The following is a 13,194-nucleotide window of genomic DNA, read 5'->3' as shown; positions in this document are numbered from 1 at the left end:
TCCATTCACTTGTGCAGCAGGGTCAGCGCCTTGGCCAGGGCGGGGTCGCGCCCGGCGGCCGCGTCCTTCGGGGTCAGGGGCACGTAGTGGTCGGGCGGCACGCCGATCCGGTCGAGCGTCTCGCGGTTCGGCCCCAGGTGGTGCCTGGTGGGGAAGGCCAGCATGGTGTTGTTGGTGAGCTTGAACGGCTCCGAGGGGCCGGAGATGGCACCGGCGGTCCTGGCGCCGACCAGCTTGCCGACGCCCAGGTCCTTGACCGCGGAGCTGAAGTGCTCACACGCCGAGGCGCAACTGCGGTCGGTGAGCACTGCAAGCGGCAGGTCGAGCAGTTCGACGGTGTCGTCGGTCCGCAAGGCTTCGCACTTGGCGTCCACAGTGCACAGGTAGGCGGTGTTCTTGCCATGGACGAAAGCGCTCAGCAGCCGGATCGCCTCTTTGGGGCTGCCGCCGCCGTTGCCCCGCAGGTCCAGCACGATGCCGGTGAGCGTCCGGCCGACGCGCAGCCGGGAGATCGCCTTGAACACCCTGTCCGCGGCGTCGGGAGCGAACCCGCGCACCCGCACATAGGCGATGCCGCCGTCCAGCAGCTTCGACGTCACCCCTTGCAGGGCGGCCAGATCCCGCTCGTAAACGCCGGGCTTGAGCGTCACGCTCCAGCGGCGGCCGGTGCTCTGCCGCAAAAGCCGCAGCTTGACCGGGCCGACCTGCGGGTACTGCGGGTAGAGGGCGGCGATCGCGGGGGTGGGCTTCCCGTCGATGAAGGGCGCCGATCCGTCGATCGATTCGATGATGTCGCCCGGACGCACTCCGGCGGCCTGCGCCGCGCCGCCCTCCACGGTGGTGACGAACAACGGGGGAAGCGCGGCGCCGGGGTTGCCGTTCACCTGAGCTCCGTAGACGCTCGCCTGAAGACCCAGGCCGTAACCGTCGCCGTCATAGTAGCCGGGGGGCGCCCCTGCGCCGCCGTGCGCCCAGCTGGCGTGATTGTCACCGAGGCTGGCCACGATGGCCTCCAGGGTGACGACGGCCAGCTTGTCGCTCAGGTCGGGGACCTGAGCGGTGACCTTCCGATAGACGGCCTCGAAAGCGGTCCAGTCGTCTTCCCGGTCACCGGTCAACGCCGACATGGTCGCCTCGGCGACATCACGCCCGCTGAGGTTGAGTTCCCGCGTCAACGCGATGAACCCGGCGGTCAGCAGCGAGCGGGCGTCCATGGTGGCGCCGCTGTAGTAGTTGCCGAGGATGCAGAAGTACGCCTGCTCGATGACGTCGATCGTGGTGGGCGTCTGCGCCGGGAGGCGGCCATAAGGCTTTGCGCAGACCGTACTGGCTGCTGAACTCGCCTGGCTGCGCGGCGCCGTCGGCGCCGTACAGGCCGCGGCCAGCAGGAGGGCGAGGCCGGCGGTCGCGGTCCTGATGGCGGTCCTGATGGCGGTCATGACAGGCGCCTCCGGATCCACCAGAACGACAACCACGTCATGCCGACGGTGAGCAGGGCGTAGATCCCAGTTTCGATCCACTGGAACAGCCAGAAGCGCTCAAGGGGCTGGTAGGTCACCTGCTGCCGGTAGCCGAGGCGGTTGATCTCGCCCAGGCAGCCGTCCTCGCCGCCCGCCGCACTCGACGGTTTGCAGGGTCCCGATGTCGAGGAGACATTATTGATGAGGGCTCCGGTGCCGCTGCTGCCGCCGGAGATCACGCGTCCGGATGGGTCGAGCAGTTCGTTGGTCAGGACCCAGGAACCCGGGTGGCCGGGAACGGCCTCCCTCAGGAACAGCCGTGGGGCCCCGCCTCCCTCCCGGTCGATGTTGAGGCTGTCTATGTTCGCCCTGCCGAGCTGGAAGGTCGCGGTCACCGGGGCCATCAGATGGGGACGGGCCGTCGCCGGCAAGGCGAGCTGGATCGCGGCGAACGCGGCCAGCGTGAGGGCCATGGCGGGCAGCGTGCGGCGCACCACCATACCCACGGTCACGCCGAGAACGAAGGCGAAGGCCGCGTACCCCATCGGGGCGATGCCGCGGGCGCTGAACACCAGGGGAGCCATCAGGGCCATGCTCTCGGTGGCCGACTCGTCCAGGGGGTCGGACCACCAGGTCACCATGAGGCCGCACAGGCCGGCAACGGCCATGGCAACCAGGCCGGTGAGCCCGAGCTTGACCGTCAGCCAGCGGCCGCGGGTGATGCTCTGGTTCCACACCAGCAGGTACGTGCCCGCCTCCAGCTCGCGGGTGATCAACGGTGCGCCCCAGAAGATCCCGACGACAGCGGGCAGGATCAGCACGGCGAGGGTCAGGGCCATGAACGGGAGGTTGTACTCGTTGAAGAAGACGTTGTAGAAGTGATCGCAGGTGTTGTCCTTGGTGCAATCGGCGATTCCCGCGGAGTAGGCGGAGACCAGTCCCGGGCCGGTCGCGGCCAGAGCGACGGCGAGAACGATCAGTACGGCGGCCATCATCGCGGCCGAGCCGCGGAACTGGCGCCAGGTCAGCCAGATCATCGCTGCACCTCCAGCGCGGCTCGCCGGTTGTCGGCGGTCTGCTTGTCCATGTAGGCCAGGACGAGGTCCTCCAGGCTGAGCTCGGTGACCGTCCAGGCGGGGTCGTGGATCGGGGCGTCGGTACGGACCACGAATGTGCTCTGCTGCTCGGTGTGGCGCGCGGAGATCACCTGCTGGTCGGCGGGGAGCCGGTCGAGATCGCGGCGCGGGCCGGTGAGCCGGTGATGGGTGGCCAGCAGCTCGTCGACCTCCCCGGCCACCTGCACGCGCGATTCGACGAGCACGATCAGGTAATCGCACGTCCTTTCCAGGTCGGAGACCAGGTGGGAGGAGAGCACCACGCTGAACTGGTGCTCGACGGTGGCCTCTATCAGCCCCTGCATGAACTCGTGGCGGGCCAGCGGGTCGAGCGAGGCGACCGGCTCGTCCAGGATCAGCAGCTCGGGCCGTTTGGCCAGGCCCAGGGTGAGGGCGAGCTGGGCGCGCTGGCCGCCCGACAGCTTGCCCGCCCGGCGGGTGGAATCGAGGCCGAGTTGCGCGATGCGCTCCCGCGCCATGGTGGCGTCCCAGCGGGGGTTGAGCCGTGCCCCCAGCCGCAGGTGTTCGGCGACGGTCAGTCCCGCGTAGACGGGGGTGTCCTGGGCGACGAACCCGACCTTGGCCAGCTGCGCGGGCGTGCTTCCTGGCCGGCCGCCGAGCACGGTGATATCACCCGCCGTCGGTTGGAGCTGGCCGCCGGCCAGCTTCAGCAGCGTGGTCTTGCCGGCTCCGTTGGGTCCCACCAGTCCGACGACGTGGCCCGCCGGGATGTCGATGGTGCACTCGCGCAGCGCCCAGCGCTTGCCGTATTTCTTGCCCAGTGCCTGGGCCTGCAGGGCAGAAGTCATGAGAGCTCCTTCGGAGCTTTCATGACTTGAGTGCTGTGCTTATTGGTGCCCTCGCTTCGCTCGGTCACGCTATGTCCTCCTGAGTGGTGGTTCGAAAAGGTGGTCATGAACAGGGCCTCGATGCTTTCGTCGTCGAGGCCGGCCCGGCGGGCCTTGCCAGGGATCACATTTACCGGCCGGCGCATATCGGCAGGCGATCGGCGGACCATATGTGTTCCATAGGTGGGTGTTGCGATACTGCTCGGATGCGTGTGCTCTTGGTCGAAGACGAGCAGCCTCTGGCCGGGTACATCGAGGCCGGGCTGCGCAAGCACGGCTTCACCGTCGACGTCGCCCTCGACGGACAGACCGCGCTGGACAAGTGCGAGCTCACGCCGTACGAGGTGGTGGTCCTGGACCGGGACCTGCCCATCGTGCACGGCGACGCGGTGTGCCGCAGGCTCGTCCAGCGGGGGGTGTCGCGGGTGCTGATGCTGACCGCGTCCAACGCCGTGGAGGACCGGGTGGGCGGGCTGATGCTGGGCGCGGACGACTACCTGGGCAAGCCGTTCGCGTTCTCCGAGCTGGTCGCCAGGGTGCACGCCCTGGTGCGGCGCAGCGCACCGGCCCGCCCGCCGGTGCTGCGCGCCGCCGGCGTGTCCCTGGATCCGGCCCGGCGGAGCGCCGAGCGGGACGGGCGATTGCTGCGTCTGACACCCAAGGAGTTCGGCGTGCTTGAGCAGCTGGTCGCCGCCGACGGTGATGTGGTCAGCGCGGAAACCCTGCTGGACAAGGTGTGGGACGAGTACGTGGACCCGTTTACCAACGCGGTCCGGATCACCGTCGGCACGCTGCGCCGCAAGCTCGGCGACCCGCCGCTGATCGAGACCGTCACCGGCGCCGGCTACCGAATTGGAGGGTGAGGCGTGGCCCGACTCAGGAGGGCCGGGTTGACTGCCCGGGCCCGGCTCACTCTGCTGCAGACCGCCCTGGTGCTGGCCGCCGGCGCCGCGCTGACCGGGCTAACCTACCTGCTGATGCGCCGCAGCACCTTCTTCACCCACCTGGACCGGAGCGACACTGACCCATCGGGCACTCCCCCGCCGATGCCGACAGCCGTGGACCTGCAAGTTTTCGCCGATCGGGTGCAGACCGCCACTCTGTCCGCGCTGCTGCCCCAGGCCGTTCTGGCGCTCATCGTGGTGACCGCCCTGGCCGCCGTACTGGGCTGGTTGGTGGCTGGCCGGGTGCTGCGGCCGATCCGCGTCATCTCGTCCACCGCCCGGCGCCTGTCGGCCGAGAACCTCACCGAGCGGGTGCCGGTCACCGCTCCCGCCGACGAACTGTCCGCTTTGGCAGGCACAGTGAACGGGATGCTGGACCGCATCCAGCGCGGCGTCGCCGAGCGGGACCGGATCCTGGACAGCCAGCGGCTGTTCACCGCCAACGCCGCCCACGAGCTGCGTACGCCGCTGACCACCGCACGCACGGCGATCGACGTCACCCTGGACGGAAAGCCCAGCCCTGCCGAGCTGCTCGCGATGGCCGGCGACGTGCGCGGCGCCGTCGAGCACATGCAGCGCGTCCTGGACGGGCTGCTGCTGCTGGCGCGCAGTCAGGCCGGGCTCGCGGCGCGGGAGCCAGTCGACCTGGCCGCCGTCGCGGCCGCCGCCCTCGACGCCGCCGGGGCGCGGGCGGCAGCCGCCGACGTCGCCGTACGATGCGAGCTCCGGCCCGCACCCGTCAGCGGCGAACCGGTCCTGCTGGAACGGATGATCGGCAACCTGGTCGACAACGCGGTCCGCTACAACGTGGCGGGCGGGCGGCTGGTCGTCGGCACGGGTACGGCGGGCGGGCGCGCCATCCTGCGGATCTCCAACACCGGCCGCCCGGTCCTGCCCGGCGAGGCGGAGACGCTGCTGGAACCGTTCGTGCACGGGCAGGGCACCCGCGTCCGTACCGACGGGCTGGGGCTGGGGCTGTCGATCGTGCGCGCGGTCGCCCTCGCTCACCGGGGACGGATCGCGGTCGCCGCCCGGACCGGCGGCGGCCTCGACATCACCGTCGACTTCCCGCAGAACCCGGTGACGAAGGACGCGAGATCGCAGGACACCGATTCTCTTCAGGAAAGGGCCATTTCCTGAAGAGAAATGGCGGCCACGCTTCCTCACGGAGGCTGGAAGCGTAGGAAGTAGCGTTCATCGGCGCCAGGGCGGTCAGTGGCCCTTGGGGCGGGAAACTTTGGTGGGCTTCTGGCCGGCTTCTATCTGTTTGCTGGGCGGGCTCTCTATCGGCGATTCCTAGGGTTGTGGACGTCCCCCGGGGCGTTGGCGACCGCGAGACAGTTGTGCGCGGTGCGGCGCCGTCTTTCCCCGATCGCGATCAGCGCCAGCCAGGCGACCAGCAGCGCGACGGCGAACCCGATCAGCAGATCCCATCCCCACACCCCGGTCACCGTCGGCCGCCTTCCCGTTCCCCCGAAACCTCCACGGGACCTTCGGTAGCCAGCGCGGCCTGCTCGAAAGCAGCCAAATCGGCAGTCGCGTCCTCGACCGCGGCCCGCGCAGCGGCTCCGCCCGGGGCGGTGAAGTAGTCCCGGGCGGCGATCTTGGCCATCCAGGAACGGAACCGTTCCAGGTCGGCCTCGGACTCCTCGACCTCGGCATAGGTGGCACGACCGCGAGCCCGCTCGGCCGCCAACTCCTGCCGGAAAGCGGGCAGCCGTTCCAGCACCTCGGCGTATTCAGCGTCGCGGGCGGCGTTGAACTCGCCGATGATCTGCCGCTGCTCGGACTCATCGGTGAGTGTCAGGTGGAGCATCCGGCCGGTGCCGCCCTGCTGGTGCACCCGATCCAGCAGCCGGCGCATCTGCCGCACGGTCTGCTCGCGCTCGGGCAGCAGGCACACCGACTGCTGCAGATACAGCGCACCCAGCGAGCGCAGCTTGCGCCACACCTGCACGCGCAGGGTCGGCGCCGCGCCGGCGGTGGACACGCTGATCAGCAGCCAGCCCCGCTCTTCCGTATTGACCGTCACGCACCTATGTTACATCCGTAACATAGCAACGCAACGGGAGTCTCGTCTCAGTGGGAGGTGATCGGGGTGCGCCCAGGCGTCGCCCATAACGGCGCGGTGGAACTCGCCTATCAGGTGAGCGGCCGCCGGACGCCGACCCGCTGCTGCTCATCGCCGGCACCGGCATGCCGCTCGTCTACTGGCCTGACGACTTCTGCGCCGCACTGGTCACGCACCACTTCACGGTGGCCCGCTTTGACAACCGCGACACCGGCACCTCCACCCACCTGGAAGCGGCCGGCGCTCCCGGCCTGGCCGCGATGCTGCTGCGGCCCGCCGCGGCTGCCCCGTACCGGCTGGAGGACATGACCGACGACGCGGTGTCGGTGCTGGACGCCCTCGGCTGGCCGGCCGCGCACGTGGTCGGCCATTCGCTCGGCGCGATGATCGCCCAGACGATAGCCTCAGGCACCCGGCTCGCGTGCGAACGCTGACCAGCATCAGCGGCACGCCCAGCCCGCGCATCGGGCGCGCAAGCCTGGGCACGACCCTGCGGCTGATCCGCACCCGCCGTACGGCGCCCAGCTTGGACCCGGTCAAAGCTCTGGCGGCCCGGCTGACCGGCGCCGCCCGCGTCTACGCCTCGCCCGGCCACTCCCTGGACGAGGCGTGGTACGGCGAGCTCGCCCGCCTCATCCACCAGCGCGGCGGCCTGGATCCGGCCGGAGCACGCCGCCACAACGCGGCCATCCTCGCCTCCGGCGACCGCCGCACCGCTCTGGCCACCGTGGGCCTGCCCACGCTCGTCCTACACGGCCAGGCAGACCCCCTCGTCACTCTCGCCGGCGGCCGCGCCACCGCCGCGACCATCCCCGGCGCCAAGCTGATCACTCTCCCTGGCATGGGTAACGACCTGCCCCGGCCCCTCTGGCCTTCCGTCACCGGCGCCATCCGCGCGCTAGCCGACACGGCCGACACCTAGCCGCTGACCTCGTCATACAAGTGCCGCTACGCCGCCGGTGACCACACAAAGTGACCACCGATCTGCCCGCACAAGCGAACACAGACCACTCAATTAACGGTCTCTGCCAGTAGCGGATGCGTGGAAGCGTTGCTGGTGTTGGTTATGAGGTGCCGTGAGCCTCCGCAGACAAGGAGCCCTGCGCTCACCGTCGTTGGCTCGTTAGTGAGCCGGCCGGTATTGGGTCAAGAGCTCCGCCACCTCGGCCTGGCCGGCGAACTGTGCCCACTCCAGCGGGGTGGCGCGGTAATCGGACTCCCGTAGTGACCGGTCAGCTCCCAGTTGCGAAAGCGCTCGCACCATCGGCAGGTTGCCTGCCCGCGCCGCCTTGTGCAACGCCGTCGAAGGGAGGCGTGCGTTCACGTCGAAGCCCAGCGCGCAGGCCAGGTACGGCCGGCACTTGGCCGTACTCCGCGGCCTTGATGAGCAGGTCCCGCCGTTTTGTCAGCAGGCGCCGAACCAGTGCGCGGTCGCCGCTCATCAGGCGTTCGAGCTGCTTGCGATCTCCTCGCATGATCGCCGCTTCCGCGGCGTCCAGCACGGATAGCGTGCTGGAGGCGCCCGCGTCGGTCAGGAGCCGCGCAATGTCTGTATGCCCGCCGAGCAGCGCCAGCTCCAGCGCCGCGTGTTCGCCGGGCCGCCGCGGCCCGCAGCCGGATCGCGGTCAGGTGGTGGCCGACGCTGTCGTGCACGTTCCCGGCCAGCCAGGTGCGCTCCTCGGCCAGCACGCGCTCCGCCTCTGCCCGCTGCAACCGGAGCGTCTGGCCGGCCCGGTCGCGGTGCAGCCGCAGCGCGTATCCGGTGGCCACCGGGGCCAGCCCCATGATCAACATGCTGGTGAGCGCCGACGCGGCTCCGATCACCAGCCACGTGCCCACCGCCCAGCAGGTGGAGAGCGCCAGCACCAGGCCAGGGTGCCGCGGCCGATGATAGACCGCCGTGCAGAACAGCGCCATCGCGACCAACATCCCCTCCCAACGGTCCAGCTGCGCCAGCCCGGCCAGCCCCACCACCGCAGAGGTGGCCGCGGCGGTCAAGGGCAGCGCGCGTCGTACCAGCAGAGAAAGGCTGACACCGACGCTGAAGACGGCCAGGAGAGGCACGTCGACCGGGACGCGCCGCCCCAGCGCGGTCAGGAGCGCCACGACGGTCGCGGTGGCGACAGTGAGCAGGGCCTCCCTCAGGGAGCGCATATCACGTTGATGCCGGACCGCAGGTCGGCGAAGGTGATCTTGGCCTGGCGCAGCACCAAGATCTGCTGGGCGGGGCTGCCCAGATTGAACACCAGCGTGCCCTTCCTGGTGGCCGCATCCTGAGCTGACAGTTTGGCGAGCCCCAGCGTGATCTGTTTCCCTTCGGGGCGGCCCAATCGGCAGGCAGGTGATCCGGCCGCATTGCAGGCCGTCCCCGCAATCTTGCCAGAACAACGTCGAGTCCGCCCGTCGCGACCACGACCTGAAGCCCGACAACCACGGTCCTTCGCGAGCACGAGAGCGCCTGGTTACGTGTGCAGGTGCGTCGCGAGACCCCCTCCGCCCCCCGGGCGAGATTTGTCACCGTGGCGATGAACCGCTCGGCGGGCCTGCGCTCGAAGCGTGCTCCGGTAGGTCCTGCTCCTGGAAAAAATTTAGCGGCCGGCTGTCACAAGCCCGGAGGCTGCCCGGTCTTAGCTGGCGACCGGTTGGCAGCAACTGCCCCGGCGGACGGAAAGGATCTCCCATGAAGATCGTGGTAATCGGCGGAACTGGCCTGATCGGGTCCAAGCTCGTGAAGAAGCTGGGCGAGCACGGTCACGAGGCGGTGGCGGCGTCGCCGAATACCGGCGTCAACACGCTCACCGGCGAAGGGCTGGCCGAGGTGCTGGCTGGCGCGCAGGTGGTGATCGACGTGTCGAACTCCCCGTCGTTCGAGGAGGCCGCCGTCCTGGAGTTCTTCGAGACTTCCACTCGCAACCTGCTCGACGCGGAGGCCAAGGCCGGCGTCGGACACCACGTCGCCCTGTCGGTGGTGGGAACGGAACGTCCGCCCGGGAACGCCTACTTCCGGGCGAAGATCGCCCAGGAGCAGCTGATCGAGAAATCGTCGATCCCGTTCTCGCTCGTGCACGCCACCCAGTTCTTCGAGTTCGTCCGGAGCATCGCCGACGAGGCCACGGACGGCGACCAGGTGCGGATGCCGCCCGTCCTCTTCCAGCCCATGGCGGGCGACGATGTCGCGCAGGCGGTCGGCAGGGTCGCGGTGGGGACGCCGCTGAACGGCAGGGTCGAGGTCGGCGGGCCCGAGCAGTTCCGGATGGACGAGTTCTTCCGTGAGGTGCTGGCCTCCTGGGGCGATCCGCGCGAGGTGGTCACCGACCCGCACGCGCACTACTTCGGAGCCGAACTGCTCGAGCGGTCGCTGGTGCCGGATGACGGCGCCACCCTCGGCCAGATCCGCTATCGCGACTGGCCCGGCCGGAACGCCACCAAGAAGTAGCCCGTCCGCACGGAGGTGATTCCCATGTCCGACAGCCACCCGACAGCCACTGAACCCAAGCCGACGTGGCAGACCGCGCTGACCATGCTGCAGGAGGTCGAACCGCCGTTCATCCCGCAGGGCGCGCACGCGATGACCGTGATGGTCGAGTACCCGGCCGGCGACCCCGGTGCCCCGCCGCACCGCCACTCCGGCCCGGCGTTCGGCTACGTGCTGGACGGCGAGATGCTCTTCGAACTGGAAGGCGAGCCGGAGCGCGTCGTACGCGCCGGGGAGACGTTCTGGGAGGCGGGCGGCGACGTCATCCACTACCAGGACGGCAACAACCGCGACGACGTCCCGGTCCGGTTCCTCGTCACGATGCTGTGCGAACCGGGCAAGCCGATGCTCACCCTGGTCGACGAGGAAGAGCTCGCCCGGCGCCAGGACCGCCGCGCCCCGCGCCCGTCCTGAGCGCGGCGGCCGTACCAGTCACCGGACCGCCCCAAGGCGGTCCGGCCGGTCTGCCGGACATCCGCTCAAGCCACCCATGGAGGAAAGATGAGCGCTCCGAACCGCGAGAACGACGTTCTGTACGAGCTCAAGGCCGAGGTCGAGATGGAGCTGACCCAGGCCGTGGCGAGCCATCCGGAGGAGGAGATGGCACTGCCGATCACCGACTGGCTGTTCGACCCGACGGACGTCGAGCGTGAGGAGATCGGCGAGCGGGGTCTGCTCGACGCGGTCGAGGTGCTGGAGGACGGCCCCCAGCCCGGGCCGAGAGCCGAGACGTGACACGAACGAAGCGCCTGGAACGGCGACGTGCGGGTACGGACCGGCAGGCCCCCGCGTCGCCCGGCCGAATCGATGTGGAAAAGTTGACAACAACACAGCGCAGGCGGGGGGTAAACATGCGTGCAGAATCCCTGGAACAGGTCGACACCCTCGAGGAGGCTGCTTCCGCCTTCGTCGCGCTGCGCCCGCGCCTGTTCGGCATCGCCTATCGGATGCTCGGCAGCGCGGCGGAAGCCGAGGACATCGTGCAAGAAGCCTGGTTGCGCTGGCAGAACACCGACCGCTCAACCGTCGAAAACCCCTCGGCCTTCCTGGCGCAGATCACCACCCGCCTGGCCATCAACGTCGCGCAATCCGCCCGAGCGCGCCGCGAAGCCTACATCGGGCCCTGGCTCCCCGAACCCGTCGATACCAGCTCCGACCCCACGGTCGGCGCCGAACGCGGCGAAGCACTCGAACTCGCCTTCCTGCTGCTGCTCGAAAGACTCACCCCGACCGAAAGGGCGGCGTATGTCCTGCGCGAGGCCTTCGTCTACCCGTACGCGCAGATCGCGGACATCCTCCAGCTCAGCCCGGTCAACGTCCGCCAGCTCGTCAGCCGGGCCCGCAAACACGTGTCCGCCGCGCGACGCGAGCCCATCGACAAGATCGAACACCGACGCCTCCTGACGGCCTTCGTCACCGCCGCCCAGACCGGAAACGTCGCCGCCCTCGAAAGCCTGTTCGCCGCGGACGTCGTCAGCTCCTCCGACGGCGGCGGCGTCAGGGGGGCAGCGCGGTTTCCCCTGGTGGGCAGCGCCCGCGTGGTGAAATTCATCGCCGCGTTCGCGCCACGGTTCTGGCCGGGCGCCGACTTCACGTGGGTCGAAGCGAACGGGCAGGCCGGCGTGCTCGTCCCCCGGGGCCGCACCGGTGTCACGCTTCTCACGATCGAGGCTTCGCCGCAGGGCATCCATCACCTCATGTGGCTCGTCAATCCGGCCAAACTCGACGCGTTCACACGATCACGCTCACGGGGACGCCACACACCTGACAGGGGCTAGCCGGGCTGGAGGCGTCCACCGCATCAAGCCAGGCGATGACCGACGTAGCCCGCGTCTCGTGAGCGCCGTGAGGGGCGTCACAACGGGACCGGCTATCTGGTCTTAGCTGCTGACACCGACAGAACAGAGGACATCGTGTGGACGATCCCGTTGACCGCAGCTTGGAGACAGGAGAAGCCGCGTCGCTCGCGGGCGTACTCCCCCAGTTACCAGGGCGGCAGGAGATGACCGAGGTGAGCGCCGGAACGCTGGCGGAGATGCTCGATGAACGGCAGCACCTGCTCGAGGTGGCCCTGTGGATGTTCGGCTCGGACATCACGGCTGACCGGATCGTGCAAGAGACCTACCGCCGCTGGTACGCCCTCGGCGATGAGGAGCGCGCCGGGATCGCGGTGCCGCGCGCCTGGCTGACGCGGGTCGCCGGCGGCATCTGCCTGGAGTTGCTCGCCGCTGACACCCCGATTCCCGCACCTGTCAACGTACCGCAACCGGTTGCGGCACCCGTCACCGGCACTTCAGCACGCCGGCCCGGGCCCGTCACCGGCCGGGTGAGGTGCAGGGCCGGTGACGGGCCCGGGGCGGCACATCACCAGGCCGGGTCACACCAAGCGATGCTGGCCAGACACGACCGGGTCGCGCGCCGGTTCGCGGCGGCCTGCGACACGGGGGACACGGCGGCGCTGCGGGCGGTCCTGGCCACGGACGCGATGGTCGTGAGCGATGGTGGCGGCAAGCTGCGCGCCGCCATCCACCCGACCCACGGCGCGGACGCGGTCGCCCGGTTCGTCACGGCCCTGCTGGCCGGCCGGCCCGGCACCGAGGTGTCCGTCGCGTCCGTGAACGGCCGGACGGGTCTGGTGCTGCGCCGATCGGGCCAGGCCGTGGCGGTGGTCGGCGTGAGCGTCGCCGGTGCGGAGGTCACCGCGGTGTGGATCGTGCTGAACCCCGACAAGTTGCGGCGCTGGCACCGCTCATGACCGGCGTCCCCCTGGCGTGCCGCTGAAAGGCGTACCGGTGAACGATCCGAGATTGTCCACGGAGCACGACTACAGCGGCTCCGCGTTCAAACCGCTCTACATCACGCGGGTCGCCGTGACCGGCGGCAGCTCCGCCCACGGCCGGGCCACCGGCCGGGCCCGCTCCGCCGACGGGGCCCTCGACCTGGAGCTGCGGATGCCCGAGGAACTGGGCGGCGACACCACCGGCCCGAACCCCGAACAGCTCTTCGCCGCCGGATACGCCGCCTGCTTCCACGGCGCCCTCAGCCTGCTGGCCCGCCGGCACCTCCTCGATCCCGAACCGATCACGGTGGAGGCAACCGTCGCCTTCGGCCGTGACCCCGCCGACGGCGGCTACCAGCTACGCGCCGACCTTGTCGTGACCTGGCCCGGAGTCGAACGTGACACGGCCACCTCGCTGCTCGCCCAGGCGACCGCGCTGTGCCCCTACGCCAAGATGACCCGCCAAGGTATCCCCGCCACCATCAGCCTCGCCCGCTGAGCT

At 69.9% G+C, this 13,194-nt stretch carries 18 protein-coding genes; 10 read left to right on the top strand and 8 right to left on the bottom strand.

Annotated features, from left to right (window positions below):
* Nucleotides 1-5: 5 nt before the first annotated feature.
* Genes KLK06_RS47705 through KLK06_RS47695 form a run of 3 tightly spaced genes read right to left on the bottom strand, consistent with a single transcriptional unit; the run spans nt 6 to nt 3,384 of the window.
* Complete coding sequence (locus KLK06_RS47705; protein WP_214642389.1) at nt 6-1,439, bottom strand: S41 family peptidase; 1,434 nt, start codon at nt 1,437-1,439, stop codon at nt 6-8.
* The gene (locus tag KLK06_RS47700; RefSeq protein ID WP_214642388.1) at nt 1,436-2,497 is read right to left on the bottom strand and encodes an ABC transporter permease; all 1,062 of its coding nucleotides are present in this window, start codon (nt 2,495-2,497) and stop codon (nt 1,436-1,438) included. The genes KLK06_RS47705 and KLK06_RS47700 overlap by 4 nt, the downstream gene beginning before the upstream one ends.
* The gene (locus tag KLK06_RS47695) at nt 2,494-3,384 is read right to left on the bottom strand and encodes an ABC transporter ATP-binding protein (protein ID WP_214642387.1); all 891 of its coding nucleotides are present in this window, start codon (nt 3,382-3,384) and stop codon (nt 2,494-2,496) included. The genes KLK06_RS47700 and KLK06_RS47695 overlap by 4 nt, the downstream gene beginning before the upstream one ends.
* 245 nt (nt 3,385-3,629) lie before the next feature.
* Between KLK06_RS47695 and KLK06_RS47690 the strand changes: the two genes are divergently transcribed.
* Nucleotides 3,630-4,286 (top strand): response regulator transcription factor, encoded by a 657-nt coding sequence (locus KLK06_RS47690; protein WP_214642386.1) that lies wholly within the window; start codon nt 3,630-3,632, stop codon nt 4,284-4,286.
* A gap of 27 nt (nt 4,287-4,313) precedes the next feature.
* Nucleotides 4,314-5,507 carry a cell wall metabolism sensor histidine kinase WalK gene (locus KLK06_RS47685; protein ID WP_214642385.1) on the top strand — a complete coding sequence of 398 codons (1,194 nt, stop codon included), beginning with the start codon at nt 4,314-4,316 and terminating at the stop codon, nt 5,505-5,507.
* A 143-nt stretch (nt 5,508-5,650) separates the two neighbouring features.
* Here the strand turns inward: KLK06_RS47685 and KLK06_RS47680 are convergent, their stop codons facing one another.
* Nucleotides 5,651-5,818, bottom strand: a complete 168-nt coding sequence (locus tag KLK06_RS47680; RefSeq protein ID WP_214642384.1) for a hypothetical protein — start codon at nt 5,816-5,818, stop codon at nt 5,651-5,653.
* A complete protein-coding gene (locus KLK06_RS47675; RefSeq protein ID WP_214642383.1) occupies nt 5,815-6,399 on the bottom strand; it encodes a Chromate resistance protein ChrB in 585 nt (194 codons plus the stop codon). The genes KLK06_RS47680 and KLK06_RS47675 overlap by 4 nt, the downstream gene beginning before the upstream one ends.
* A 164-nt stretch (nt 6,400-6,563) precedes the next feature.
* Between KLK06_RS47675 and KLK06_RS60795 the strand changes: the two genes are divergently transcribed.
* The gene (locus KLK06_RS60795; protein ID WP_250907135.1) at nt 6,564-6,872 is read left to right on the top strand and encodes an alpha/beta fold hydrolase; all 309 of its coding nucleotides are present in this window, start codon (nt 6,564-6,566) and stop codon (nt 6,870-6,872) included.
* Entirely contained in the window at nt 6,860-7,360 is a 501-nt protein-coding gene (locus KLK06_RS61990; RefSeq protein WP_308168767.1) for an alpha/beta hydrolase, read from the top strand. Before KLK06_RS60795 ends, KLK06_RS61990 begins: the two co-directional genes overlap by 13 nt.
* Nucleotides 7,361-7,561: 201 nt before the next feature.
* Here the strand turns inward: KLK06_RS61990 and KLK06_RS63355 are convergent, their stop codons facing one another.
* Genes KLK06_RS63355 through KLK06_RS47655 form a run of 3 tightly spaced genes read right to left on the bottom strand, consistent with a single transcriptional unit; the run spans nt 7,562 to nt 8,888 of the window.
* Nucleotides 7,562-7,762 carry an ankyrin repeat domain-containing protein gene (locus KLK06_RS63355; RefSeq protein ID WP_214642382.1) on the bottom strand — a complete coding sequence of 67 codons (201 nt, stop codon included), beginning with the start codon at nt 7,760-7,762 and terminating at the stop codon, nt 7,562-7,564.
* Nucleotides 7,759-8,592 carry a histidine kinase gene (locus KLK06_RS47660; RefSeq protein WP_214642381.1) on the bottom strand — a complete coding sequence of 278 codons (834 nt, stop codon included), beginning with the start codon at nt 8,590-8,592 and terminating at the stop codon, nt 7,759-7,761. The genes KLK06_RS63355 and KLK06_RS47660 overlap by 4 nt, the downstream gene beginning before the upstream one ends.
* Nucleotides 8,580-8,888 (bottom strand): hypothetical protein, encoded by a 309-nt coding sequence (locus tag KLK06_RS47655; RefSeq protein WP_214642380.1) that lies wholly within the window; start codon nt 8,886-8,888, stop codon nt 8,580-8,582. The genes KLK06_RS47660 and KLK06_RS47655 overlap by 13 nt, the downstream gene beginning before the upstream one ends.
* 230 nt (nt 8,889-9,118) lie before the next feature.
* Between KLK06_RS47655 and KLK06_RS47650 the strand changes: the two genes are divergently transcribed.
* From KLK06_RS47650 to KLK06_RS47625, 6 genes are all read left to right on the top strand, one after another.
* On the top strand, nt 9,119-9,874 hold the full coding sequence (locus KLK06_RS47650) for an SDR family oxidoreductase (protein ID WP_214642379.1): 756 nt from the start codon (nt 9,119-9,121) through the stop codon (nt 9,872-9,874).
* Nucleotides 9,875-9,898: 24 nt separating this feature from the next.
* Complete coding sequence (locus tag KLK06_RS47645; protein WP_214642378.1) at nt 9,899-10,327, top strand: cupin domain-containing protein; 429 nt, start codon at nt 9,899-9,901, stop codon at nt 10,325-10,327.
* 87 nt (nt 10,328-10,414) lie between these two features.
* Entirely contained in the window at nt 10,415-10,648 is a 234-nt protein-coding gene (locus KLK06_RS47640) for a hypothetical protein (RefSeq protein ID WP_214642377.1), read from the top strand.
* Nucleotides 10,645-11,691 (top strand): RNA polymerase sigma-70 factor, encoded by a 1,047-nt coding sequence (locus tag KLK06_RS47635; protein WP_308168766.1) that lies wholly within the window; start codon nt 10,645-10,647, stop codon nt 11,689-11,691. The genes KLK06_RS47640 and KLK06_RS47635 overlap by 4 nt, the downstream gene beginning before the upstream one ends.
* A gap of 137 nt (nt 11,692-11,828) precedes the next feature.
* Complete coding sequence (locus KLK06_RS47630) at nt 11,829-12,668, top strand: nuclear transport factor 2 family protein (RefSeq protein ID WP_214642376.1); 840 nt, start codon at nt 11,829-11,831, stop codon at nt 12,666-12,668.
* A 37-nt stretch (nt 12,669-12,705) separates the two neighbouring features.
* A complete protein-coding gene (locus tag KLK06_RS47625) occupies nt 12,706-13,191 on the top strand; it encodes an Ohr family peroxiredoxin (protein WP_214642375.1) in 486 nt (161 codons plus the stop codon).
* The last annotated feature ends 3 nt before the right edge of the window (nt 13,192-13,194 follow it).

Origin of the sequence: Nonomuraea sp. NEAU-A123 (assembly GCF_018603905.1) — a bacterium.
Taxonomy (GTDB): Bacteria; Actinomycetota; Actinomycetes; order Streptosporangiales; family Streptosporangiaceae; genus Nonomuraea.
The sequence above is the reverse complement of the archived record's forward strand: the minus strand, read 5'-3'. Positions and strand labels throughout refer to the sequence as shown.